General features: G+C 65.6%; 24 protein-coding genes and 1 tRNA gene. 10 read left to right on the plus strand and 15 right to left on the minus strand.

Annotation, left to right across the window (positions count from 1 at the left end):
* Nucleotides 1-83: 83 nt before the first annotated feature.
* Both K6L26_RS06025 and K6L26_RS06030 read left to right on the plus strand, forming a co-directional pair.
* Complete coding sequence (locus K6L26_RS06025; RefSeq protein ID WP_019344274.1) at nucleotides 84-788, plus strand: cutinase family protein; 705 nt, start codon at nucleotides 84-86, stop codon at nucleotides 786-788.
* An 89-nt stretch (nucleotides 789-877) separates the two neighbouring features.
* Nucleotides 878-2,023, plus strand: a complete 1,146-nt coding sequence (locus tag K6L26_RS06030) for a glycoside hydrolase 5 family protein (RefSeq protein ID WP_055117755.1) — start codon at nucleotides 878-880, stop codon at nucleotides 2,021-2,023.
* 203 nt (nucleotides 2,024-2,226) lie between these two features.
* Here the strand turns inward: K6L26_RS06030 and K6L26_RS06035 are convergent, their stop codons facing one another.
* From K6L26_RS06035 to K6L26_RS06045, 3 genes are all read right to left on the minus strand, one after another.
* Nucleotides 2,227-2,631, minus strand: a complete 405-nt coding sequence (locus K6L26_RS06035) for an HNH endonuclease signature motif containing protein (protein ID WP_043368095.1) — start codon at nucleotides 2,629-2,631, stop codon at nucleotides 2,227-2,229.
* Between the two features lie 46 nt (nucleotides 2,632-2,677).
* Nucleotides 2,678-2,752 (minus strand) — tRNA-Thr (locus K6L26_RS06040).
* 22 nt (nucleotides 2,753-2,774) lie between these two features.
* Complete coding sequence (locus tag K6L26_RS06045; RefSeq protein ID WP_064897036.1) at nucleotides 2,775-3,590, minus strand: hypothetical protein; 816 nt, start codon at nucleotides 3,588-3,590, stop codon at nucleotides 2,775-2,777.
* A 95-nt stretch (nucleotides 3,591-3,685) separates the two neighbouring features.
* Between K6L26_RS06045 and K6L26_RS06050 the strand changes: the two genes are divergently transcribed.
* Complete coding sequence (locus tag K6L26_RS06050; protein WP_019344279.1) at nucleotides 3,686-4,405, plus strand: response regulator transcription factor; 720 nt, start codon at nucleotides 3,686-3,688, stop codon at nucleotides 4,403-4,405.
* A 31-nt stretch (nucleotides 4,406-4,436) separates the two neighbouring features.
* Nucleotides 4,437-5,870: a sensor histidine kinase gene (locus K6L26_RS06055; RefSeq protein ID WP_081281785.1), complete on the plus strand. Its 1,434-nt coding sequence runs from the start codon at nucleotides 4,437-4,439 to the stop codon at nucleotides 5,868-5,870.
* Here K6L26_RS06055 and K6L26_RS06060 read toward each other — a convergent pair.
* Nucleotides 5,830-6,246, minus strand: a complete 417-nt coding sequence (locus K6L26_RS06060) for an HIT family protein (protein WP_064897110.1) — start codon at nucleotides 6,244-6,246, stop codon at nucleotides 5,830-5,832. The two genes, K6L26_RS06055 and K6L26_RS06060, sit on opposite strands and share 41 nt — an antisense overlap.
* Before the next feature lie 110 nt (nucleotides 6,247-6,356).
* Between K6L26_RS06060 and K6L26_RS06065 the strand changes: the two genes are divergently transcribed.
* Nucleotides 6,357-6,677, plus strand: a complete 321-nt coding sequence (locus tag K6L26_RS06065; RefSeq protein ID WP_019344282.1) for a hypothetical protein — start codon at nucleotides 6,357-6,359, stop codon at nucleotides 6,675-6,677.
* Here K6L26_RS06065 and K6L26_RS06070 read toward each other — a convergent pair.
* From K6L26_RS06070 to K6L26_RS06110, 9 genes are all read right to left on the minus strand, one after another.
* Nucleotides 6,674-7,501, minus strand: coding sequence for an SDR family NAD(P)-dependent oxidoreductase (locus tag K6L26_RS06070; protein WP_047038985.1), 828 nt, complete (start codon nucleotides 7,499-7,501; stop codon nucleotides 6,674-6,676). The genes K6L26_RS06065 and K6L26_RS06070 overlap by 4 nt on opposite strands.
* A gap of 29 nt (nucleotides 7,502-7,530) precedes the next feature.
* The gene (locus tag K6L26_RS06075) at nucleotides 7,531-7,968 is read right to left on the minus strand and encodes a nuclear transport factor 2 family protein (protein WP_043368059.1); all 438 of its coding nucleotides are present in this window, start codon (nucleotides 7,966-7,968) and stop codon (nucleotides 7,531-7,533) included.
* 103 nt (nucleotides 7,969-8,071) lie between these two features.
* Complete coding sequence (locus tag K6L26_RS06080; protein WP_019344184.1) at nucleotides 8,072-9,205, minus strand: NDMA-dependent alcohol dehydrogenase; 1,134 nt, start codon at nucleotides 9,203-9,205, stop codon at nucleotides 8,072-8,074.
* A 92-nt stretch (nucleotides 9,206-9,297) separates the two neighbouring features.
* On the minus strand, nucleotides 9,298-9,837 hold the full coding sequence (locus K6L26_RS06085; RefSeq protein ID WP_036391821.1) for a nuclear transport factor 2 family protein: 540 nt from the start codon (nucleotides 9,835-9,837) through the stop codon (nucleotides 9,298-9,300).
* 2 nt (nucleotides 9,838-9,839) lie between these two features.
* The gene (locus K6L26_RS06090) at nucleotides 9,840-10,046 is read right to left on the minus strand and encodes a ferredoxin Fdx (RefSeq protein ID WP_019344182.1); all 207 of its coding nucleotides are present in this window, start codon (nucleotides 10,044-10,046) and stop codon (nucleotides 9,840-9,842) included.
* Between the two features lie 10 nt (nucleotides 10,047-10,056).
* A complete protein-coding gene (locus tag K6L26_RS06095; protein ID WP_019344181.1) occupies nucleotides 10,057-11,418 on the minus strand; it encodes a lanosterol 14-alpha demethylase in 1,362 nt (453 codons plus the stop codon).
* A gap of 6 nt (nucleotides 11,419-11,424) precedes the next feature.
* Nucleotides 11,425-12,234: an SDR family oxidoreductase gene (locus K6L26_RS06100; protein ID WP_019344180.1), complete on the minus strand. Its 810-nt coding sequence runs from the start codon at nucleotides 12,232-12,234 to the stop codon at nucleotides 11,425-11,427.
* Nucleotides 12,235-12,287: 53 nt separating this feature from the next.
* The gene (locus K6L26_RS06105; protein ID WP_019344179.1) at nucleotides 12,288-13,490 is read right to left on the minus strand and encodes a cytochrome P450; all 1,203 of its coding nucleotides are present in this window, start codon (nucleotides 13,488-13,490) and stop codon (nucleotides 12,288-12,290) included.
* Nucleotides 13,490-14,098: a TetR family transcriptional regulator gene (locus K6L26_RS06110; protein ID WP_019344178.1), complete on the minus strand. Its 609-nt coding sequence runs from the start codon at nucleotides 14,096-14,098 to the stop codon at nucleotides 13,490-13,492. Before K6L26_RS06110 ends, K6L26_RS06105 begins: the two co-directional genes overlap by 1 nt.
* A 188-nt stretch (nucleotides 14,099-14,286) precedes the next feature.
* Here K6L26_RS06110 and K6L26_RS06115 point away from each other — a divergent pair, with 188 nt between their 5' ends.
* From K6L26_RS06115 to K6L26_RS06135, 5 genes are read left to right on the plus strand one after another with little or no spacing between them, the layout of a single operon-like run.
* Nucleotides 14,287-15,756, plus strand: coding sequence for an aldehyde dehydrogenase (locus K6L26_RS06115; protein WP_043368063.1), 1,470 nt, complete (start codon nucleotides 14,287-14,289; stop codon nucleotides 15,754-15,756).
* A 19-nt stretch (nucleotides 15,757-15,775) separates the two neighbouring features.
* On the plus strand, nucleotides 15,776-16,528 hold the full coding sequence (locus K6L26_RS06120; protein ID WP_019344176.1) for an SDR family oxidoreductase: 753 nt from the start codon (nucleotides 15,776-15,778) through the stop codon (nucleotides 16,526-16,528).
* On the plus strand, nucleotides 16,525-17,406 hold the full coding sequence (locus K6L26_RS06125; protein ID WP_019344175.1) for an NAD(P)-dependent oxidoreductase: 882 nt from the start codon (nucleotides 16,525-16,527) through the stop codon (nucleotides 17,404-17,406). The genes K6L26_RS06120 and K6L26_RS06125 overlap by 4 nt, the downstream gene beginning before the upstream one ends.
* A gap of 11 nt (nucleotides 17,407-17,417) precedes the next feature.
* A complete protein-coding gene (locus K6L26_RS06130) occupies nucleotides 17,418-17,861 on the plus strand; it encodes a carboxymuconolactone decarboxylase family protein (protein WP_003879857.1) in 444 nt (147 codons plus the stop codon).
* On the plus strand, nucleotides 17,851-19,077 hold the full coding sequence (locus K6L26_RS06135) for a hypothetical protein (protein WP_019344174.1): 1,227 nt from the start codon (nucleotides 17,851-17,853) through the stop codon (nucleotides 19,075-19,077). Before K6L26_RS06130 ends, K6L26_RS06135 begins: the two co-directional genes overlap by 11 nt.
* Before the next feature lie 25 nt (nucleotides 19,078-19,102).
* Here the strand turns inward: K6L26_RS06135 and K6L26_RS06140 are convergent, their stop codons facing one another.
* On the minus strand, nucleotides 19,103-19,576 hold the full coding sequence (locus tag K6L26_RS06140; protein WP_019344173.1) for a hypothetical protein: 474 nt from the start codon (nucleotides 19,574-19,576) through the stop codon (nucleotides 19,103-19,105).
* A complete protein-coding gene (locus K6L26_RS06145) occupies nucleotides 19,576-20,130 on the minus strand; it encodes a sensor domain-containing protein (RefSeq protein ID WP_019344172.1) in 555 nt (184 codons plus the stop codon). Before K6L26_RS06145 ends, K6L26_RS06140 begins: the two co-directional genes overlap by 1 nt.
* Between the last annotated feature and the right edge of the window lie 8 nt (nucleotides 20,131-20,138).

The raw sequence follows: 20,138 nt of genomic DNA on the forward strand, positions 1-20,138 counted from the left end.
ACTTGGGCCTTTTGCCGGCGTTTGGAATGTGCCAGCATAGGGAACCGTAACGTTCGTCACGATCCGGTAGGCGTGGAGTCGAAATGAACGTCCTCAAACTGCTTCAGGGTGCGACGCTTATTGCCGCCTGCGCCGTTCCGATCGCACCCATGCCCGTCGCCTCGGCGCAACCGCCGTGCCCGGACGTCGAGGTGGTCTTCGCTCGCGGTACCTACGAGCCGCCGGGGGTCGGCGGACCGGGGCAGTCCTTCGTCGACGCGCTGCGTGCCCGCGTCGGGGAACGTTCCGTGGAGGTGTACCCGGTCAACTACCAGGCCAGCGGAAACTTCGGTGACCGGATCGAGTTCGCCCGAACAGTGGTCGACGGCATCCGCGATGCGGCCGACCACATCAAGGCGACGGCCCGAGACTGCCCGAAGACGAAGGTGGTGTTGGGCGGCTACTCCCAAGGCGCGGTGGTAGCCGGCTACACGACCGCCGCCACGGTGCCCGACGGTATTCCGGCCGAGTACAAGCAGTACATCCCCGAGCCCATGCCGGCCGAGGTCGCCGACCACGTGGCATCGGTGGTGTTGCTGGGGACACCGTCCGAGGAGTTCATGCGCGACATCGGCGCACCGCAGATGGTGATCGGTCCGCGGTACAAGGACAAGACGATCGAACTCTGCGAGCCCGGCGACACCATCTGCGACGGAACCCCCGCCGGCGTCCCCAACTTCGCCCACACCGCATATGTGCTCAACGGGATGCCGGGGCAGGCCGCTGACTTCACCGTCGGCCGGCTCTGACGGGCCGGTTGATAACGATATGAAACCTCAATGGTTGCAATGTGATACGTGAGCCGGGGAGCTTTGCCGGGGGCCACTATGTTCACTAAGTGCACCGTCGAACGGCCCTCAAGATCCCGCTGGTACTGGCAGCAGCAGCGGCTCTCCCGCAAGTATTGGCCCCTCTTCCGGTAATCCCACGCGCCACCGCAGCCCCAGGCCAATGGCCGGTTGAGCGCGCCAACGCGTGGTACCAGGCGCAGGGCTGGCTCGTCGGCACCAACTTCATCACCTCGAACGCGATCAACCAGATCGAGATGTTCTCCGCCGCCACCTACGACGCCCGGCGCATCAACAGCGAACTGCAGGCATGCCGGCTACTCGGGTTCAACACCGTCCGGGTCTTCCTGCACGATCTGCTGTGGGCCCAGGACCGTGCCGGATTCCAAAGCAGGCTGGCCCAATTCGTCGGGATCGCGGCCCGACAGGGAATCAAGCCGCTGTTCGTCTTCTTCGACTCGTGCTGGGATCCGAACCCGCAGCTCGGAGCGCAACGGGCGCCGACGCCCGGCGTGCACAACTCCGGATGGGTCCAGAGCCCGGGCGCGCAACGCATCGACGACCCGCGTTACCGCCCCGTGCTGCGCGACTACGTGGTCGGGGTGATGAGCCAGTTCCGCAACGACAACCGGGTGCTGGGCTGGGATCTGTGGAACGAGCCGGACAACCCCGCCAAGCAGTACCGCAAGATCGAGCGCAAGGACAAGATCGACGCGGTGGGAGCCTTGCTGCCCCAGGTATTCGCCTGGGCGCGTTCGGTCAATGCCGTGCAGCCGTTGACCAGTGGAGTGTGGCAAGGCAGCTGGGATCGCGGAAACCGAAGCGAGATGGACAGTTTCCAGCTCGACAACTCCGACGTGATCTCCTTTCACTCCTACGCCGGTCCCGCCGAATTCGAGGCCCGCATCGCCGAGCTCGCCCCGCTGGGCCGGCCGATCCTGTGCACCGAATACCTGGCCCGGGACCAGGGCAGCACGGTCGAGGGTGTGCTGCCGGTTGCCAAGCGGCACAACGTCGGTGCCTACAGCTGGGGCCTGGTGGCCGGCAAGACCCAGACGTATTTCCCGTGGGATTCCTGGGACAAGCCCTACACCAAAGTGCCGAACGTGTGGTTCAGCGATCTCCTGCAGCCCGACGGACGGCCCTACAAGGAAAGCGAATACCAGGCATTCAAGAAGCTGACCACTCGCGTGTAGGTGTTTGAGCTTCGAGCATGCGGGTGACTCCATGGTCTATGGATCAACGTGACGGCGGCCGGCCGATACCGAAGGACGCTCGTGAAGTGACCGAAGGGCAAGAAGAACTGCAGGACGAATTCGACCGTCGGGGCGAGGATCCCGAGGGGCCGGGACTGCACGAAAGCCACGAGAACATCGCCGACGAGACCTGAGGCCGGGTGTCAGAACGACTGCCCATTGACATACCGCTGACGGCGATAGAAGCGTCCGTTGCCGCGGTTGCGGCTCTTGTATGTGGGTAGCTGAGAGTCGCAGTTCGGGCAGACCAATCGCAGGTTCTCCCGGTGATTGTTCGTCGGGTTCCCGTCGATGTGGTCCATGATCAAGGTCAGGGGTAGCTCCTGCCACACGCTGGGCGCGCCGCAGATCGCGCAACAGCCAGACTGGGCTTCGATGAGGTAAAGCCGGATGTAGTTGCCTTGCTCGCCGCGGACTCGGGCCTCGCCGGACGTGAGCCAGCGCTCGGTCATGGCCTTTCGGCGGCTGGCTGCCTGACACGCATTACCGCAGTAGATCTTTTGGCTGCGCTTTGAGAGTGGTGAACTACAGCCGCGACAGAGCCTCATGGATGGAAGCTACGGGCAGGCACCGACAAGTGGCCGATGCGAAAGGTGGAGCCCCCTATCGGGATTGAACCGATGGCCTACATATTACAAGTATGTTGCTCTACCACTGAGCTAAGGGGGCCTGCGGGCAGCAGTCTAGCGGGTCAGTCGTCGGCGTCGATAACTCGCTGGGAACTGACCGGCCGCGGAGAGCTCCGCCGCGACGAGCGCCGGGGCAGCGGGATACGGTCGGCGATGCTGCTGAGTGGGTTGACCACCTGGCTGAGCGTGATGACCGCGTCGTGCAGTGCATCGATGGTGGGTGCCAGCGCCTCGAGTCCCGGCGCCAGCCGGTTCAACGTGTCGGCCACATCGGCGAGCTTGAGCAGCGGGCCGTCGGGATCGGTCAGGGTGTCCAGCAGGCCGCCTTCGGCCAGCAGCCGGTCGGCCACGCCGTCCTCACGCAGCACCCGCTCGATCAGGCCGTCGTTGGCCAGCAGCTGGTCGGCCAGCCCGCCCGGTGCCACCACGCGCGACAGAGCGCCGTCGTCGGTGGTCAGCCGGTCCAGCAGCCCACCCTCCATGGTGACCTGGTCCACCAGCCCACCGGGGGCGACGGCCCGGGCCACGGCACCGTTTTCCGCGGTCAGACGGTCCAACATGCCGCCCTCGGCCGTCAGCTGATCGACCAGCCCGCCCGGTCGCAGCAAACGGTTGATCGGGCCGTCGGGTGCCAGCGCCCGCCCCAGCGGGGCGTCGTCGTCCAACAGTCGCGCCAGCCGGTTGGCCCGCTCGACCGCGTCATCGATGCCGAACAGCGAGGCCATCGATGACCTGCCGGTGAGTGGATTGGCATCACCGATGCCGCGTTGCACGGCGGTGAGGGTCTCGTTGGCGATGCCGAGGCCGACGTCGGCCACGGCCAACCCGATGCGCACGGGCGCGGTAGCAACCTGGACCAGCGTCTTGCCGAGGTTCATGGCGTCAGTGTAGTTACCCGCGTCACAGCTAAACTCACAGGAAGTGCACAGCGTGCATGCAGGTTGAGTACACCGGGCACCTTCAACATCAGGGAATGGCCATGCCTGCACTACCTGAGAGCGTCCCCGAAGCTCGGATCCTCGTCGTCGACGACGAGGCCAACATCGTGGAGCTGTTGTCCGTCAGCTTGAAGTTCCAGGGTTTCGAGGTGCACACCGCGTCCAACGGTGCCGCCGCCTTGGACAAGGCCAGAGAAGTCCGGCCCGACGCCGTCATCCTGGACGTGATGATGCCCGGCATGGACGGCTTCGGGCTGCTGCGCCGGTTGCGCGCCGACGGTATCGACGCGCCGGCGCTGTTCCTCACCGCCCGCGACAGCCTGCAGGACAAGATCGCCGGGTTGACCCTGGGCGGCGATGACTACGTGACCAAGCCCTTCAGCCTCGAAGAGGTGGTGGCCCGGCTGCGGGTGATCCTGCGCCGGTCCGGCCGGGGAGTAGAGGAACCGCGCAGCGCCAAGCTGTCGTTCGCCGACATCGAGCTGGACGAGGACACGCACGAGGTGTGGAAGGCCGGGGAGCCCGTCTCGCTGTCGCCCACGGAGTTCACCCTGCTGCGGTACTTCATCATCAACGCGGGCACCGTGCTGTCCAAGCCGAAGATTCTCGACCATGTGTGGCGCTACGACTTCGGCGGCGACGTCAACGTCGTCGAGTCCTACGTGTCCTACCTGCGCCGCAAGATCGACACCGGCGACAAGCGCTTGCTGCACACCCTGCGCGGGGTCGGTTACGTTTTGCGTGAGCCGCGCTGACGGTCAGCCCGGCAGCGGCATACTTTAACCGGTGTTGGACCGGGTAGAACGGCGTGGAGTGCCGTTGCGCGTCAGCCTGGTGGCCGTCGCGCTGGTTTTGGTGGCCTGCGGGCTGCTGGCCTCTGGCGTCGCGGTGACCTCGATCATGCGGCACACCGAGGTCAGTCGCATCGATCAGACGTTGCTCGACGCCGCTGGGAGCTGGGCGCAAGAGCCGCGCCAACTGCCCTCGACTCCCCTGGAAGGGCCGAACCCGGCGCGTCCGCCGTCGAACTTCTACGTTCGCGGTGTCGACCAGGACGGCCGAACCTGGATCGCGATCAACGACCGTGAGGCCGAACCCGAGCTGCCCGACGACAACGACGTCGGCCCCGCCCCGGTGACCGTCGAGTCCGTCGGGACCTCCGATGTGCAATGGCGGGCCATGACGGTCGAGGGCCCGAACGGTGAGCGCACCACCGTCGCGATCGACCTGTCCGACGTGCAGTCGTCGGTGCGTGCGTTGATCTGGTCGCAGGTCGGCATCGGCGCGGTCGTATTGCTGGTGCTCGGCATCGTCGGCTACGCCGTCGTGCACCGCAGCCTGCGTCCGCTCGTGGAGGTGGAACGTACGGCCGCGGCGATCGCGGCCGGCCAGTTGGATCGCCGTGTCCCCGAACGGGATCCGCGCACCGAGGTGGGGCGGTTGTCGTCCGCGCTCAACGGCATGCTGGCGCAGATCCAGCGGGCGGTGGCGTCCTCGGAGGCGTCGGCCGAGCAGGCGCGCACGTCCGAGGAACGGATGCGCCGCTTCATCACCGACGCCAGCCATGAGCTGCGGACCCCGCTGACCACGATCCGCGGATTCGCCGAGCTGTACCGGCAGGGCGCCGCCCGCGACGTCGAGATGCTGATGGGCCGGATCGAGAGCGAGTCCCGGCGGATGGGCCTGCTGGTCGAAGACCTGCTGCTGCTGGCCCGGCTCGATGCGCAGCGGCCGCTGGATCAGCATCGCGTCGACCTGTTGACGCTGGCCACCGACGCCGTGCACGACACGCAGTCGATCGCGCCGGGCCGTCGGGTGCGCATGGAGGTGTTCGATGGTCCCGGCACCCCCGAGGTGCTCGGTGACGAGGCCCGCTTACGTCAGGTGCTGAGCAACCTGGTGGCCAACGCGGTGCAGCACACCCCGGAAACCGCGGGGATCACGGTGCGGGTGGGCACCGCCGACGATAACGCCATCATCGAGGTGTGCGACGAAGGCCCGGGAATGAGCACCGACGACGCGCGGCGGGTATTCGAACGGTTCTACCGCGCCGACAGTTCCCGCACCCGTGCCAGCGGGGGGACGGGGTTGGGCCTGTCGATCGTGCATTCGTTGGTGCTGGCTCACGGCGGCACGGTCACGGTCACCACCGCGCCCGGTCAGGGCTGCCGGTTCACCGTCAGCTTGCCGCGGATTGCAGATCTGCCAGCGCGGCTTTGATCTTGGCCTGAGCTTCGTCGAGAGACTCGGGCGACGGGTTGTTGTCGACGTGCGCGAAACCGAAGTCGGCCAGGTTGTACGCCGGGAACACGTGCACATGCAGGTGCGGTACCTCAAGGCCGGCGATGATGACGCCGGCGCGCTGCGCCCCGAAGGCCTGGCACACAGCCTTGCCGATCAGCTGTGACACCTCCATCACCCGGCCGAAGGCCGCGGGCTCGACGTCCTGCCAGTTGTCGATCTCGGCCCGGGGAACGACCAGGGTGTGGCCCTGCGTCATCGGCGCGATGGTGAGGAACGCGACGATGTCATCGTCGGAGTAGACGAAACGCCCGGGCAGTTCTCCGTTGATGATCTTGGTGAAGACGGATGCCATGACCACGAGCATAGTGAGCGCCGGATGAGACGCCGATCTCGTTGCGCAGGTAAGCACTACCAGGTTGACTAGTAGAGCTTAGTAATCTTGCGTGAAAGGGCGAATGCCTCGTGACCGACGCGGTCAAGTGGGAAGCCGACGGTGACGATCCAGCCCTGTCGGACCGTGAACCCGAGCTGTTCGAGTGGATCGAATTGGACGTGCCCGCCGAGAACTGGTGGGAGATCATCGACCATCCCGAGGTCGCCGAGCGCGGACCCCACGGCTGGAACTACCACTCCTGCGCCCCCTCGCCGCAGGGCGAGGACCGCGTGGTGCTCACCTACTACCGGCCGTTCAATGTGCCTGCCGTGCACACACGTGGCCTGAGCAACCGGTTGGGGCGAGGGGCTTCGCGCGGCGGCCGATCCGGCCGCGGTTTCTGCGGTTAGCTCTTCCCGATCAGCTCGTGCAACTCGGCCGATGTCCACGGCGGTGCGCTGTGGTGGTCCCGATAGCCGATGAAACCCGGTGACGGCCGGGCGAATTCGCCGACGAACCCGCCGGCCGCGATGAAGATGCGGCCGGTGACGTCCTTGGCTTGATCGCCGACCAGGTAGGCGTAGGTCGGGGCGACATACTCCGGCGGGGCGGCGTCCAGCGCGCCCTGCATGCTGACGTCGTCGAGCAGGCCGCGCCGGTTGAGCTCGGCGATGTGCTGCTCGTAGTCCGATCCGGTGGACAGCCGGGTGCGGGCGCCCGGACACACCACGTTGGCCCGGACCCCGTGTTCTCTGAGTTCGGCGGCGATCGCCAGGGTCAGCCCGTTGACCGCTCCCTTGCCGGCCGGGTAACCGGTGCCGCCGTAATCGCCGAGGAAGGCGAAAGAACTGGTGTTGACGATCGCGCCGCCGCCTTGGGCAACCATCTTCGGCGCTGCCGCGCGGCAGGTTTCGAACACCGTGCCCAGGTGCGCGTCGAGCAGTTCGTGAAATTCGGCACTGGTCACATTGAGGATGGAGGACCCTGCCGGTTCGGCGGTGCCGGCACAGTTGACCAGGATGTCGACGCGGCCGAACTCGCGTGTGCAGGTGTCGACGAGCGCGTCAGCCACGTCGGGGTCGGCGGGCGAACCGGCATGAGCGACACCGGAAATGCGCTGTGCGGCAGCGTCTGCGGCCTCAGCGTCGCGACCGTTGACCACCACACCCGCACCCTCGGCCGCGAGGAGTTTTGCGACAGCCAGGCCGATGCCGTGGGTGCCGCCGACCACGATCGCGCCGCGGCCGGCGAGCGTTCCGCCGGTCAGTTGTCTTCCTGCGCGAATGCCATGGCGTCCATGTTCCAGTAGCCGCGCAGGTTGGTGATCAGTCCGTCGTCGTTCACCTTGTAGGTGAAGACACCGCGCACGGTCGCGGTGAACCCGTTGGGAAACTTGGTGCGCAGCACCAGGATGTAGGCGATCTCGTTCGGCGAGCTCGAGGGGAACGTCTCCTCGCAGGTGACGGTCAGCTCGTTGGGCCCGATGTTGGCGTCATAGAAAGCACCCAGGGCTTCCTTGCCCTTGACACCGGTGCCGTCGGGGTTGGTGACGGCCTCGCCGATCGGGTCCTCGACCACGATGTCGTCGGCCATGAGCGCCAGCCAGCCCTCACGGTCACCGGACTGCACGCACTTCCACGACGATCGAGAGGCGAGGACAACTGGTGTCTCGGTGCTTGTCTCGGTGCTTGTTTCGGTCATGACGCTCCTGGCGGGTCGTGCTCACCTGCCGAATGTCACGCTGGAGTGGCTCTCGGTGGTGAGAGCCACGCTGGCGTGACATTCGGCGTGAGATGCGGGTGGGTCAGCGATCGGCGTCGGTGTAGCGGATGACGCCGCGGATGTTGCGGCCCTCGAGCATGTCGGCGTAACCGTCATTGATCTGCTCGAGCTTGTACTGCCGGGTGACCATGTCGTCGAGGTTCAGCCGGCCTGCCTTGTACATGCTCAGCAGCTGCGGGATGTCGTGGTGCGGGTTGCCGCCGCCGAAGATGGTGCCCTGCAGGCGCTTCTGCAGCAGTGTCAGCATCGACAGGTTGAGCTTGACGTCGTTGCTGGCCATGTTGGCGACGGCGGTGGCCACCACGGTGCCGCCCTTGGCGGTGATGTTCATGTAGTGGTCGATGTCCTCGCCCTTGAGCTCGCCGACGGTGACGATCGTCTTGTGCGCCATCCGGCCCTGGGTGACCTCGGCGACCCCGGCCATCGCGGAGAAGATGTCCGGGTAGGCGTGGGTGGCGCCGAACTTGAGTGCGTTGTCCCGTTTGAACTCAACGGGATCGACGACGAAGATGTTGCGGGCACCGGCATTCAGCGCACCCTGCAGCGCGCCGGTGCCGACACCGCCGACGCCGACGATGACGACGTCGTCCCCGGGGCGGACGTCACCGCTGCGCACGGCCGAGCCGTAGCCGGTCGTCACACCGCAACCCACGAGGCAGGCCACCTCGAACGGGATGGACGGGTCGATCTTCACGACCGAGCTCTTGTGCACCACCATGTACGGGCTGAACGTGCCCAGCAGCGTCATCGGGATGACGGGCTGACCGTTCTTGACCGCGTGGATGCGGTTCGTGCCGTCGGACACCGCGGTGCCGGCCAACAGCATCGCGCCCAGGTCGCACAGGTTGCGCAGACCCTCCTGGCATGCCGGACACTCACCGCAGGACGGGATGAACGACAGCACGACGTGGTCGCCGGGCTTGATGTGGTCGACGCCCGGGCCGACCTCGGTCACGATGCCGGCGCCTTCGTGGCCGCCGAGCACCGGGAAACCTGCCATCGGGATGTCACCGGTCACCAGGTGGTGATCGGAATGGCACATGCCCGAGGCTTCCATCTGAATCTTGACCTCGTCCTTGACGGGGTCACCGATCTCGATCTCCTCGATCGACCACGGTTGGTTGAACTCCCAGATGAGAGCGCCTTTGGTCTTCATCGCGTGTGCCTTCCACTAGAGCCGGTGACCACAGACTAGAGCCATTAGTTGCGTGGGTCACACCCACCCCCAAGCAACTGCTTGGCCGGGAACTACCAGATTTTGACCGGGGCCTCGCCGAGCGGGTAGTAGCCGGGCAGCTTCTCACCGGACAGCGAACGCTCGATGCGCTTCTGCATGGTGGGGGTGAGGTCGCCGGACTCGATGAGCTTCGCGTAGCCCTTGGCTACGTGGCCGAAATCGAAGAAGTCGCGCTGCCACTCGATGAGCAGATCATCGTTGAGCCGGAACCAGCTACCGCCGATGCCGTAGATCTCGCTCGTGGTGCCGTCGCTCCTGTTGGCGATCTGCTTCCAGAAGCCGACGATCTCGTTCTGCTTCTCGTCGATCAACACGCGCTGGTACTCGTAGACCCAGTTCTCCAGGCCTTCCATCTCCAAACCGAGGGCCACGTCGCGGATTTCGTCGCGACCGACGCACATCACGTCTTCCTTGGGCCCGATGTTCCAGCCGTAGGTGGCATCTTCGGTGTAGAAGTCGGCCAGCGGCTTCCAGTCACCGGCCTTCTCGGCCTCCTGGTTGGCCTTCAGCCAGCGATCGGACCAGTCTTCCAATTGTTGTCTTGACGCCATTGTCATTCCTTCTCTGTGATGGATAGAGCACGGGTGGGACACATATCGACAGCCATCTCGACGGCATCACGTAGCTCGTCGGGTGGTTCGTGATCGAGGATCTCGACGACGCCGCGCTTCGGAACCCGAAACACGTCCGGCGCTTCGAGCTCGCACATGGCGTGGCCCTGGCACAGATCCTCGTCGAGTTCGACGCGGTAGCAACCCATGGGTACGCTCCTAAACCCGCTTCCGGTAACGGACCTTCGCCGGCTGAGCCAGCTGCACGACCATCTTGGAGTGGTCGTTCTGGTAGCTCTCGGCCGGCTGCGACATCTCGAACTCGTACTCGCGCAGCAGAACCGAGAAGATTGCCTTGATCTGCATCTGCGCGAAAGCCGCACCCACGCAGCGGTGCTTACCGGCGCCGAACGGGATCCAGGTCCACCGGTTGATCAGATCTTCCTGGCGCGGCTTCTCATAGCGGGCAGGATCGAACGCATCCGGTTCGGGGAAATCCTCCGGTATCCGGTTGGAGATCGCCGGGGATGCGGCCACCATCTGACCCTTGTGGATGGGGAAGCCCTGCACTTCGAACTCGTCCTGTGCCACCCGCATCAGGATGATCAGCGGCGGGTGCAGGCGCAGGGTCTCCTTGAGCGAGTTGTCCAGCTTCGGAATCTGCCGCAGCGCATGGAAACTCACCTCCTGGCCGTCGGCGTAGAGGTCGTCGAGCTCCTGCTGCACCTGTGCGTACACGTCGGGGTTGCGCAGCAGCTCGATGAGCGTCCACGAGGACGTACCCGAACTGGTGTGGTGCCCGGCGAACATCAGGGAGATGAACATCCCGGTGACCTCGTTGGCCGTGAACCGGGGGTTGCCCTCCTCATCTTTGATCGACACCAGTACGTCGAGCAGGTCGCGGTCCTCTTTGCCCTTCGGCGGATTGGCAATGCGACCGTCCATGATCTCCTGCACCAGCGCAACGAGTTTGACGCGCGACTCGTCGCGGATGCGGAAGCTCTCGATGTCCAGGTAGGGATCGACGTAGCAGAGCGGGTCGGTGCCCCGCTCCAACTGGTGGTAGTACTCGGCGAACCGACGATCGAGCTGCTCGCGGAACTTCAGCCCGATCAGGCACGCCGTCGAGGTGTAGATCGTCAGCTCGGAGAAGAAGTCGAGCAGTTCGATCTCGCCCTGGTCGCCCCAATCGGCGATGATCTTCTTGACCTCGTTCTCGATGGTGGCCGCGTGGCCCTTCATCTGCTCACCGCGCAGCGCGGTGTTGTGCAGCATCTCGGCGCGGCGCTCGGGGTCCGCGTCGAACACCACGCCCTCACCGAAGATCGGGGTCATGAACGGGTAGGCCTCGGCCTGGTTCAGTTCGCTGTCGCTGGAGCGGAAGAAGAACTCGTTGGCCTCCGCGCCGCTCAGCAGCACCACCTGCTTGTCGGCCAGCTGGAACCAACCCACGTCGCCGCATTCGTCACGGACGCGCTGCATCAGGCCGATCGGGTCGGTGCGGAATTCTTCCAGGTGGCCGTGTTCGTCTTCTTCGCCACCCGAAACGCGCTGTACTTCTTTGAGTTCAGAGCTCGTCATGTTCTTTCAGCCTTCCACTCTCAGCTTCTGGCGGTCCTTGACATCGGCGAGCGGAGCTTCGGGCTGAATCTCCAGTTCGGCGATGAAGCCGCCGCGGGGGGTTTCCGCGACGAAGGTGATGGCCCGCGCGAGATCCGCCGCGCGCAGGAAGTAGTCGTGCCGGGCCTGGCCCCATTTGGCCCAGTCCTCGAGCATTTCGCCGACCTTGTCCATGGGCGCGCTCCAGCCCATGGCGGTCTTGGTGGGCCCGGGATGGACCACGGAGGCGCGTACACCGGTGCCCTCCAGTTCCATCTGCAGGGTCTTGGCCATGCCCAGCAGGCCGGCTTTTGCGGCGCCATAACCGCCCATGTACGGCCGCGGCCGCAGGGAGACGTCAGAGCCGACGAAGATGATGTCGCCGCGCCGCCGCTCGACCATGCCCGGAAGCACCGCGGTGGCAAGACGATTGGCGCCGATGAGGTGAATCTGAACTTGGTTCTCGAACTCGTCGGTGCTGATCTCGTGGAGCTGGCCGAAGAAGGTGTCACCCGCGCCGGCCACCAGCAGCTCGATATCGCCGAGCGCTTCGGTGGCACTGTGCACGAACGACTTGACCGACTCGGCGTCGGTGACGTCGAGGGGCAGTGCGATCGCCTCTCCGCCGGCGGCGGTGATCTGGTCGACGAGCTCCTGGCATTTCTCGACGCGGCGGGCGCCGAGGGCCACCGGGAAGCCGTGCGCGGCGAGTTCGGTCGCCGTGGCGGCGCCGATGCCGGACGACGCGCCGGCCACGATGGCCGGTCGGCGGTCGGGATGGGGTTCGAAACGGGCCATTTAGCGTGCCTTTACTGGTCGGGTTTTCAGCGGTGGGACACCGCAATGGGGCTTCAGCGGGGCTGGACGGTGACGGGAAGGTGAGCGAATCCGCGGACGGAGCTGGAATGCACCCGCACAGCCGCGGATTCGTCTATTTCGTATCCGCGGATTCGCTTGAACAACTCGGTCAGCGCCACCCGGGCCTCCATGCGCGCCAGGTGCGCGCCCAGGCAGAAGTGGGCGCCGCTGCCGAAACTCACCAGTTTGGGGCCGATCTCGCGATCGATGCGGTACTCGTCGGGATTCTCGAAGACCCGTTCGTCGCGGTTGGCCGAGCCGATCAGCAGCACCAGCACGTCGCCCGCGGGCACCGTGGTGTCGTAGTACGTCTGGTCCTCGACGACCAGCCGGGCCAGGATCTGGCTGGAGGCGTCGTAGCGCAGGGTCTCCTCTACCCACGGCACGACCAGCTCGTGGTTGTCGAACACCGGAGCCAGCTGGTCGGGATTCTTGTAGCCCCAATATGCGGCGTTGGCAAGAAGTTTGGTGGTCGTCTCGTTTCCGGCGACCACCATCAGGAACAGGAAGGCCATGATCTCGTCATCGGTGAGCCGGTCACCGTCGATCTCGGCATCCACCAGTGCCGACGTCAGGTCGTCGGTGCGGTTCTTGCGGCGCTGCTTCACCATGTCGGCGTAGTAGACCAGTAATTCCCCGGACGCGACGATCGCGGATTCGGGAACGTCGGCGACGCCGTCCTCACGGTGCATGACCCCGTCGGCCAGTGCGCGGATACGCACCCGATCTTCTTCCGGGACGCCCATCAGTTCGGAGATGACGTCCATGGGCAGCTTGCCCGCGAAATCGTCGACGTAATCAAAGGTGGTGTCCTGCAGTGCCGCGTCGAGGTGTTGGTGAGCGATCTCGGTGACCCGTCCCTCCAACTCGCGGATGCGCCGCGGGGTGAAACCCTTGGACACCAGGGTTCGCAGCCGGAGATGGCCGGGATCGTCGAGGGCGAGGAACGACATGACCCGGTGGGCTTCGTCGTTGCGGGAAATCGGGTCCAGGGATACGCCGTGCCTGTTCGACAGTGTGACGCTGTTACGGAACCCGGCCACCACGTCCTTGTGTCGCGACAGCGCCCAGAACTTGAGGTCCTCGTTGTGGTACAGGGGCGCCTCATCACGCAGCCGCCGGTAGTACGGGTAGGGGTCCTCGTGGAAGTCGTAGTCGTACGGATCGAGGATCGGTTTGACTATGTCCAAGCTCATCAGTGCTCTCCAAGGACGAGGCCGACGACGTAGGTCAGCCGATCGGCGATCTGGTGGTAGGTGAAGGCGCCGCTGCCTGCGTTGACCAGCGCGCCGAAAAATGTCATCTCCAAGGCGGACACGATCCGGGAATCGGCATCCGGCCCCACCGCCGAGCGGATGCGCTTGTGGATCTCGGCGCCGATCCGGTCACGCACTTTGCGCACCGCGGGATCGGTGCCCCCGCCCAGGAGGGCTGTGGTGCAGGCCGCCGCCACCTCGGGCTCGTCGGCGACAACCAGGGTCAGCGCCCGCAGCGCCTTGTCGACGCGGGTGGTCATCGAGTCGTTGACGTCGGTGAAATACGGGCACTGGCTGACCAGGTCCAGATACATCTCGGCGATCAAGTGGTTCTTCGACGAGAAGTACGTGTAGGCGGTGGCCGGTGCGACCCCGGCGCGGGCGGCGACCGCGCGCACCGTCAGGTCGGCATAGGACGATTCGCGCAACATCTCCGTCCCGGCGGTCAGGACCTTGCGGAAGGTCTCCTCCTGCCGACGATTGCGCGGAGCTTCCTTGCCTGGCTCCCGAGCTGGTTCTGTGACTGCGGACACCGCATCGCTGGACACATGTCCAAGTTATCCGACGATGTCGCTGTTGGGCAAGTATGGACGGTGAAAGACCATGATGAACTGCATATTTTGCCGGTGGGGCGCAGCCGGGAGGGTGCACCCTTGCGGGTGTACATCGTCTGCGGCTATCGTTCGACACGAGACAGCCGGACAGTTGTCCAGAATTCGTGAAGTGGAGTTCACCGATGCCGGTACTGGCCGATCGCCAGAGTCAACTGCTTATCGACGGCAAGCTCGTCGCCGGCGGTGGCGGCGTATTCGAGACCGTCAACCCCGCCACCGAGGAGGTGCTCGGCGTTGCGGCCGACGCGAACGCCGAGGACATGGGCAATGCCATCGAGGCGGCCCGTCGGGCGTTCGACGACACCGACTGGTCGACGAACCACGCGCTGCGGGTGCACTGCCTGCGCCAGCTGCGCGATGCGTTGCGCGAAAATATCGAGGAATTGCGGGAATTGACGATCGCCGAGGTCGGCGCCCCCCGCATGCTCACTGCGGGCGCCCAACTGGAAGGCCCGATCGACGATCTGGCCTTCTCGGCCGACACCGCCGAGAACTACGAGTGGACAACCGATCTCGGCCACGCCACCCCGCAGGGCATCCCAACCAACCGCAAGATCGCCCGCGAGGCGGTCGGCGTGGTCGGCGCCATCACCCCGTGGAACTTCCCGCACCAGATCAACCTGGCCAAGGTCGGCCCGGCCCTGGCGGCGGGCAACACCCTGATCCTCAAGCCGGCGCCCGACACGCCGTGGGCGGCCGCGGCCGTCGGCCAGATCATCGCCGAGCAGACCGACTTCCCGGCCGGGGTGATCAACATCGTCACCTCCAACGATCACGCTGTCGGTGCCCTGCTGTCCAAAGACCCTCGGGTGGACATGGTTTCGTTCACCGGGTCGACCGCGACCGGCCGGGCCGTGATGACCGACGCGGCGCTCACCCTCAAGAAGGTGTTCCTCGAGCTGGGCGGCAAGTCGGCTTTCCTGGTGCTCGACGACGCCGACCTGGCCGGGGCCTGCTCGATGGCCGCCTTCACGGTGGCCATGCATGCCGGACAGGGCTGCGCCATCACGACTCGTCTGGTGGTCCCGCGGGCGCGGTATGACGAGGCCGTCGAGGCCGCCGCGGCCACGTTGGGCGGCATCAAGCCCGGCGATCCCAACAGCAAGCGCACCGTGTGCGGCCCACTGATCTCGGCGCGCCAGCGCGACCGGGTGCAGTCCTACCTGGATCTCGCTCTGCAGGAGGGCGGTCGGTTCGCTTGCGGTGGTGGGCGTCCCGCTGACCTGGATACCGGATTCTTCATCGAGCCGACGGTGATCGCCGGCCTCGACAACACCGCCCGGGTGTCCCGCGAGGAGATCTTCGGCCCGGTGCTGACCGTGATCGCGCACGACGGTGACGACGACGCGGTGCGCATCGCCAACGATTCGCCCTACGGCCTGTCGGGCACCGTGTTCTCCGGTGACGACGCCCGCGCCCAGGCCGTGGCCTCGCGCATGCGAGTCGGCACCGTCAACGTCAACGGCGGCATCTGGTACTCGGCAGATGCCCCCTTCGGCGGATACAAGCAGTCCGGGATCGGCCGCGAGATGGGTGTGGCCGGCTTCGAGGAGTACACCGAGATCAAGTGCGTCGCGACGCTCGCGAACTAGACGACTGAGGAGATTTTCGATGGGACAGTTCGATAACAAGGTGGCCATCGTCACCGGAGCCGGTGGCGGGATCGGCCAGGCCTACGCCGAGGCGCTGGCTCGCGAAGGCGCGGCCGTCGTGGTCGCCGACATCAACACCGAAGGCGCGCAGAAGGTCGCCGACGGCATCAAGGGCGAGGGCGGCAACGCGCTGGCCGTGCGGGTCGACGTCTCCGACATCGACTCGGCCAAGGACATGGCGGCGCAGACGCTTTCGGAGTTCGGCGGCATCGACTACCTGGTCAACAACGCCGCGATCTTCGGCGGCATGAAGCTGGACTTCCTGCTCACCGTCGACTGGGACTACTACAAGAAGTTCATGAGCGTGAACCTCGACGGCGCGCTGGTGTGCACCCGCGCGGTGTACCGCAAGATGGCCAAGCGAGGTGGCGGCGCGATCGTCAACCAGTCCTCGACGGCGGCCTGGCTGTACGCCAACTACTACGGCCTGGCCAAGGTGGGCATCAACGGCCTGACCCAGCAGCTTTCCCGCGAGCTCGGCGGGCAGAACATCCGCATCAACGCCATCGCGCCAGGTCCCATCGACACCGAGGCCAACCGCACCACCACACCCAAGGAGATGGTGGACGACATCGTCAAGGGAATCCCGTTGTCCCGCATGGGGCAGCCGGAGGATCTGGTGGGCATGTGCCTGTTCCTGCTGAGCGATCAGGCCAAGTGGATCACCGGCCAGATCTTCAATGTCGACGGCGGACAGATCATCCGGTCATGAGCACCGACGAGCGCTTGCGCGAGGAGCCGACGGGCACTGCGAAGTACGGCTACATCGGCCTGGGCAACATGGGCGCCCCGATGGCCAAACGGCTGGCCGAATGGCCCGGCGGGTTCATTGTCTACGACGTGCGTGCCGAATCCATGGCGCCGTTCGAGGAGCTCGGTGCGACGCTGGCCGACAGCGCGGCCGATGTCGCCGAAGCCGACATCATCAGCATCACGGTGCTCAACGACGAGCAGGTGCGTTCGGTGATTGCCGACTTGGCACCAAAGGTCAAGCCGGAGACCGTGATCGTGATCCACTCGACGATCAGCGACACCACCGCCGCCGAGCTGGCCGAGCAGTACCAGCCGCAGGGTATCCACATCGTCGATGCCCCGGTCAGCGGTGGCGGTGCGGCCGCCGAGAAGGGCGAGCTGGCCATCATGGTCGGCGCGGAGCGGCCCGTCTACGAGCGGATCAAGCCCGCGCTCAAGCAGTTCGGCTCGATGGTGATCCACGCCGGCGAACCGGGTGCCGGTACTCGGATGAAGCTGGCCCGCAACATGCTGACCTTCACCTCGTATGCCGCGGCGTGCGAAGCGATGAAGCTGGCCGAGGCCGCTGGGCTGGACCTCGGCGCGCTGGGCCGCGTGGTGCGTCACACCGACGCGCTGACCAGCGGGCCGGGCGCCATCATCGTGCGGGAGAACATGGCCGAGCTGACCCCGGACCACTGGCTCTACGACGCCTTCACCCACACCCGGGGACTGGGGGAGAAGGACCTGAGCCTGGCCATCGGCCTGGGCGATGTTGTGGGAGTGGATCTTCCGTTGGCCCAGGTGGCCTTGCAACGGCTCGCTGAGGGCCTCGGCGTACCGCACGAGAACGACTAGGAGAACTTTCTATGGACGAGTTGCGCGCCAAGGGCCTGGCCAAGATGAACGAGGTCTACGGCTGGGAGATGCCGAACATCGAGGGAGATCCCTACTTCGATCTCACCGTCGACCACCTGTTCGGCAGCATCTGGACCAAGCCCGGGCTGTCGATGCGGGAGAAGCGGCTGATGACGCTGTCGGCGGTGACCGCGGTCGGCTCGCAGGACCTCGCCGAGATCCAGGTCAATGCCGCGTTGCTCAACGGTGAGTTCACCGAGGAAGAGCTCAAGGACATCGCGATCTTCCTCACGCAGTACCTGGGCTTCCCGCTCGGTTCTGCGCTCAACGGCACGGTGTCCAAGGTGGTGGCCAAGCGTCGCAAGGCCGCCGAGAAGGGACTGGCCGAGGATCGCAAGGCCAATGTGAATGCGGCAGTCAAGATGAACACCGGGAGCGAGCTCGATGACAAGTAGGTACGCCTCGCTCACCCGTGAGCAGCTGGTCAAACTGGTACCTGAGCTGCTGCTGATGGGGCAGCTCATCGACCGGTCCGGAATGGCGTGGTGCATCAGCAGTTTCGGTCGCGAGGCGATGCTGCAGATCGCGATCGAGGAGTGGATGGCGGCCAGCCCCATCTACACCAAGCGGATGCAGAAGGCGCTGAAGTACGAGGGCGTCGACGTCATCACGATCTTCAAGGGCCTCCAGCTCGACATCGGCGCCCCGCCGCAGTTCATGGACTTCCGTTACATCGTGCACGACCGCTGGAACGGCGAGTTCTACCTCGATCACTGCGGCGCACTGCTCGACGTCGAGCCGATGGGCGAGGAGTACGTGCGGGGCATGTGCCACGACATCGAGGACCCCACCTTCGACGCCACCGCACTGGCCACCAACCGCAAGGCGCAGATCCGGCCCATCCACCGGCCTCCGCGGGTTCCGGCGGACCGGCATCCGCACTGCGCGTGGACGGTCAAGATCGACGAGTCCTACCCCGACGTGCCGGATCTGCCTGCGCTGGAAGTGATGTGGCGGACCAGGGCGGCTCAGCTGGAACTCGACCCGATCGACGAGTCCGATGAGGGCGCCTCCGACTACTCCGGTCCGCTGGTGTCCGACTTCGACTTCGCCTCGTTCTCCCATTCGGCCCTGGTGCGGATGGCCGACGAGGTGTGCCTGCAGATGCACCTGCTGAACCTGTCGTTCGTCATCACGGTGGGCGCCCGCGCCGGCGCCGACACCGCGCTGGCCACCGACATCTGCACCAAGCAGCTGATCGGCGTCGCCGGTATCGGTGCCGAACGGATCCACCGGGCCCTGGATCTGCCCGGCGGCATCGAGGGTGCGATCAAGGTGGCCGAACTGCATCCGCTGTTCAACCCTGTCGCCTACGTGGACACCGAATTCGGACCGGATGTCATCACGGTGCGCCGCTCAGCGGCACACCAGGACGGCGCCTGGGTGTCACTGGTGACACCGGCCGAGGTGCGGCCGCTGCAGGCCATCGTGCAGGCGGTGGATCCTCGTCTGGACGTCGAGGTCGGCGGCAGCGATCAGGAGTGGATTGCTCGTATCGTCGAAACCGACACCGCGGCAAAGGAGCTCGGCGAGGTAGCCGTGGTGAAGTTCAGTGGCGGTGCGTCCTTCGTGTTCGAGCCGCGGAAGTCGCTGCCGCTGACGGTGGTGTGAGAGGCGCCGGCCGGCGAGAGGCTCTCTAGTCGGCCGGTACAGCCAGCATCAGATACCCGTCACCCCAAGGCTCCACAATCACGTCGGCAGGGAAGGTGGCGCGGTGGCCCTGGCTCCGCAGGTAATCGCCTTCGACCCCAGCGGCTTTGATCGGTTTCCCGTTCTGCTCGAAGACCAGCAGGCTTGCTTGCGAGTCGTAGGAGCTGCTCTTGATGACGGGTGAACCCACGGTCTTTTCGATGGACTCGCGGCTGGTGTATTCGTGGAAGAGATGCACCTCGTCCCAATCCCAGCTGGTGAAATCGCTGAGTCGGCCTGTCTTCTTCTCGTGCAGAAGGCTTTCCAGGCCATCGTTCAGCCTCTGGTCGTTGTAGTCGATATCCATCGACGGCCTCAGTGCCTGCCCGACCAGGTCACAGCCGGTCAGGGAGAGGCAGAGCAGCGCAACGATGAACGTGATCCTTGTGGTCCTGACGATATTCACTCGGTTGGCGCCCATCAGTGCTCCGCTCTTTCGAGACCGTCGAGTATCGCCAGAGTGACTCGCTCGCTGTCGGGGAGTCCGAGTGCGCTTGAGTTGATCAGCGCTGTACCGGTGAGCCGATACGCGCTGTGGCCCCCGTCGGCTCGTTCACTGTTGAGTAGCAGGGTGCCCGGGTCGGGGCTCTCCGCCGTGCGGCGGTAGTACCCGGTACCCGTGCTGATGCAGCCGGGTACAGCCGCTGCGAGCCGGTCGAACGTTGCCTGTGCGGTCGCAGTGTCCGGGTAGACGGCAATCGCCTGACGGACGTCCGCCATGATGGGAAGCACCGGAGCGTCCAGATCGGCACCGTAACCGGCGGCATCGAACTGCTTCCAATCGGATCCGAACACGGTGGGCGGGTCGAACACCGCGCGACATGGTTCGGGGATGTCCGGCACTGCAGAGGGCGCGGTGGCGCGCAACTCCGGTATGTCGTGAAATCCGGCAACCCCGGAGATGGCCCGCACCTCTTCGACGGGAAGTACCACGCCTGCAAGTGCATTGGTGCTCTGCACGGGCGCTGACGGCATGGCTCCGT

It is taken from the genome of Mycobacterium farcinogenes, assembly GCF_019739075.1.
GTDB classification, from domain to species: Bacteria; Actinomycetota; Actinomycetes; order Mycobacteriales; family Mycobacteriaceae; genus Mycobacterium; species Mycobacterium senegalense.

Bases quoted from the DNA above. Each gene is read 5' to 3' on its own strand.
- K6L26_RS06045 (WP_064897036.1), bottom strand. From the start codon at position 3,590: ATGAACCTCGGCAAGACGCTGGTCCAGGTTGCTACCGCGCCCGTGCGC.
- K6L26_RS06050 (WP_019344279.1), top strand. From the start codon at position 3,686: ATGGCCATGCCTGCACTACCTGAGAGCGTCCCCGAAGCTCGGATCCTC.
- K6L26_RS06095 (WP_019344181.1), bottom strand. From the start codon at position 11,418: ATGACGAGCTCTGAACTCAAAGAAGTACAGCGCGTTTCGGGTGGCGAA.
- K6L26_RS06075 (WP_043368059.1), bottom strand. From the start codon at position 7,968: ATGACCGAAACAAGCACCGAGACAAGCACCGAGACACCAGTTGTCCTC.
- K6L26_RS06145 (WP_019344172.1), bottom strand. From the start codon at position 20,130: ATGCCGTCAGCGCCCGTGCAGAGCACCAATGCACTTGCAGGCGTGGTA.
- K6L26_RS06140 (WP_019344173.1), bottom strand. From the start codon at position 19,576: ATGGGCGCCAACCGAGTGAATATCGTCAGGACCACAAGGATCACGTTC.
- K6L26_RS06035 (WP_043368095.1), bottom strand. From the start codon at position 2,631: ATGAGGCTCTGTCGCGGCTGTAGTTCACCACTCTCAAAGCGCAGCCAA.
- K6L26_RS06060 (WP_064897110.1), bottom strand. From the start codon at position 6,246: ATGGCATCCGTCTTCACCAAGATCATCAACGGAGAACTGCCCGGGCGT.
- K6L26_RS06115 (WP_043368063.1), top strand. From the start codon at position 14,287: ATGCCGGTACTGGCCGATCGCCAGAGTCAACTGCTTATCGACGGCAAG.
- K6L26_RS06025 (WP_019344274.1), top strand. From the start codon at position 84: ATGAACGTCCTCAAACTGCTTCAGGGTGCGACGCTTATTGCCGCCTGC.
- K6L26_RS06125 (WP_019344175.1), top strand. From the start codon at position 16,525: ATGAGCACCGACGAGCGCTTGCGCGAGGAGCCGACGGGCACTGCGAAG.
- K6L26_RS06100 (WP_019344180.1), bottom strand. From the start codon at position 12,234: ATGGCCCGTTTCGAACCCCATCCCGACCGCCGACCGGCCATCGTGGCC.
- K6L26_RS06130 (WP_003879857.1), top strand. From the start codon at position 17,418: ATGGACGAGTTGCGCGCCAAGGGCCTGGCCAAGATGAACGAGGTCTAC.
- K6L26_RS06105 (WP_019344179.1), bottom strand. From the start codon at position 13,490: ATGAGCTTGGACATAGTCAAACCGATCCTCGATCCGTACGACTACGAC.
- K6L26_RS06080 (WP_019344184.1), bottom strand. From the start codon at position 9,205: ATGAAGACCAAAGGCGCTCTCATCTGGGAGTTCAACCAACCGTGGTCG.
- K6L26_RS06120 (WP_019344176.1), top strand. From the start codon at position 15,776: ATGGGACAGTTCGATAACAAGGTGGCCATCGTCACCGGAGCCGGTGGC.
- K6L26_RS06135 (WP_019344174.1), top strand. From the start codon at position 17,851: ATGACAAGTAGGTACGCCTCGCTCACCCGTGAGCAGCTGGTCAAACTG.
- K6L26_RS06085 (WP_036391821.1), bottom strand. From the start codon at position 9,837: ATGGCGTCAAGACAACAATTGGAAGACTGGTCCGATCGCTGGCTGAAG.
- K6L26_RS06090 (WP_019344182.1), bottom strand. From the start codon at position 10,046: ATGGGTTGCTACCGCGTCGAACTCGACGAGGATCTGTGCCAGGGCCAC.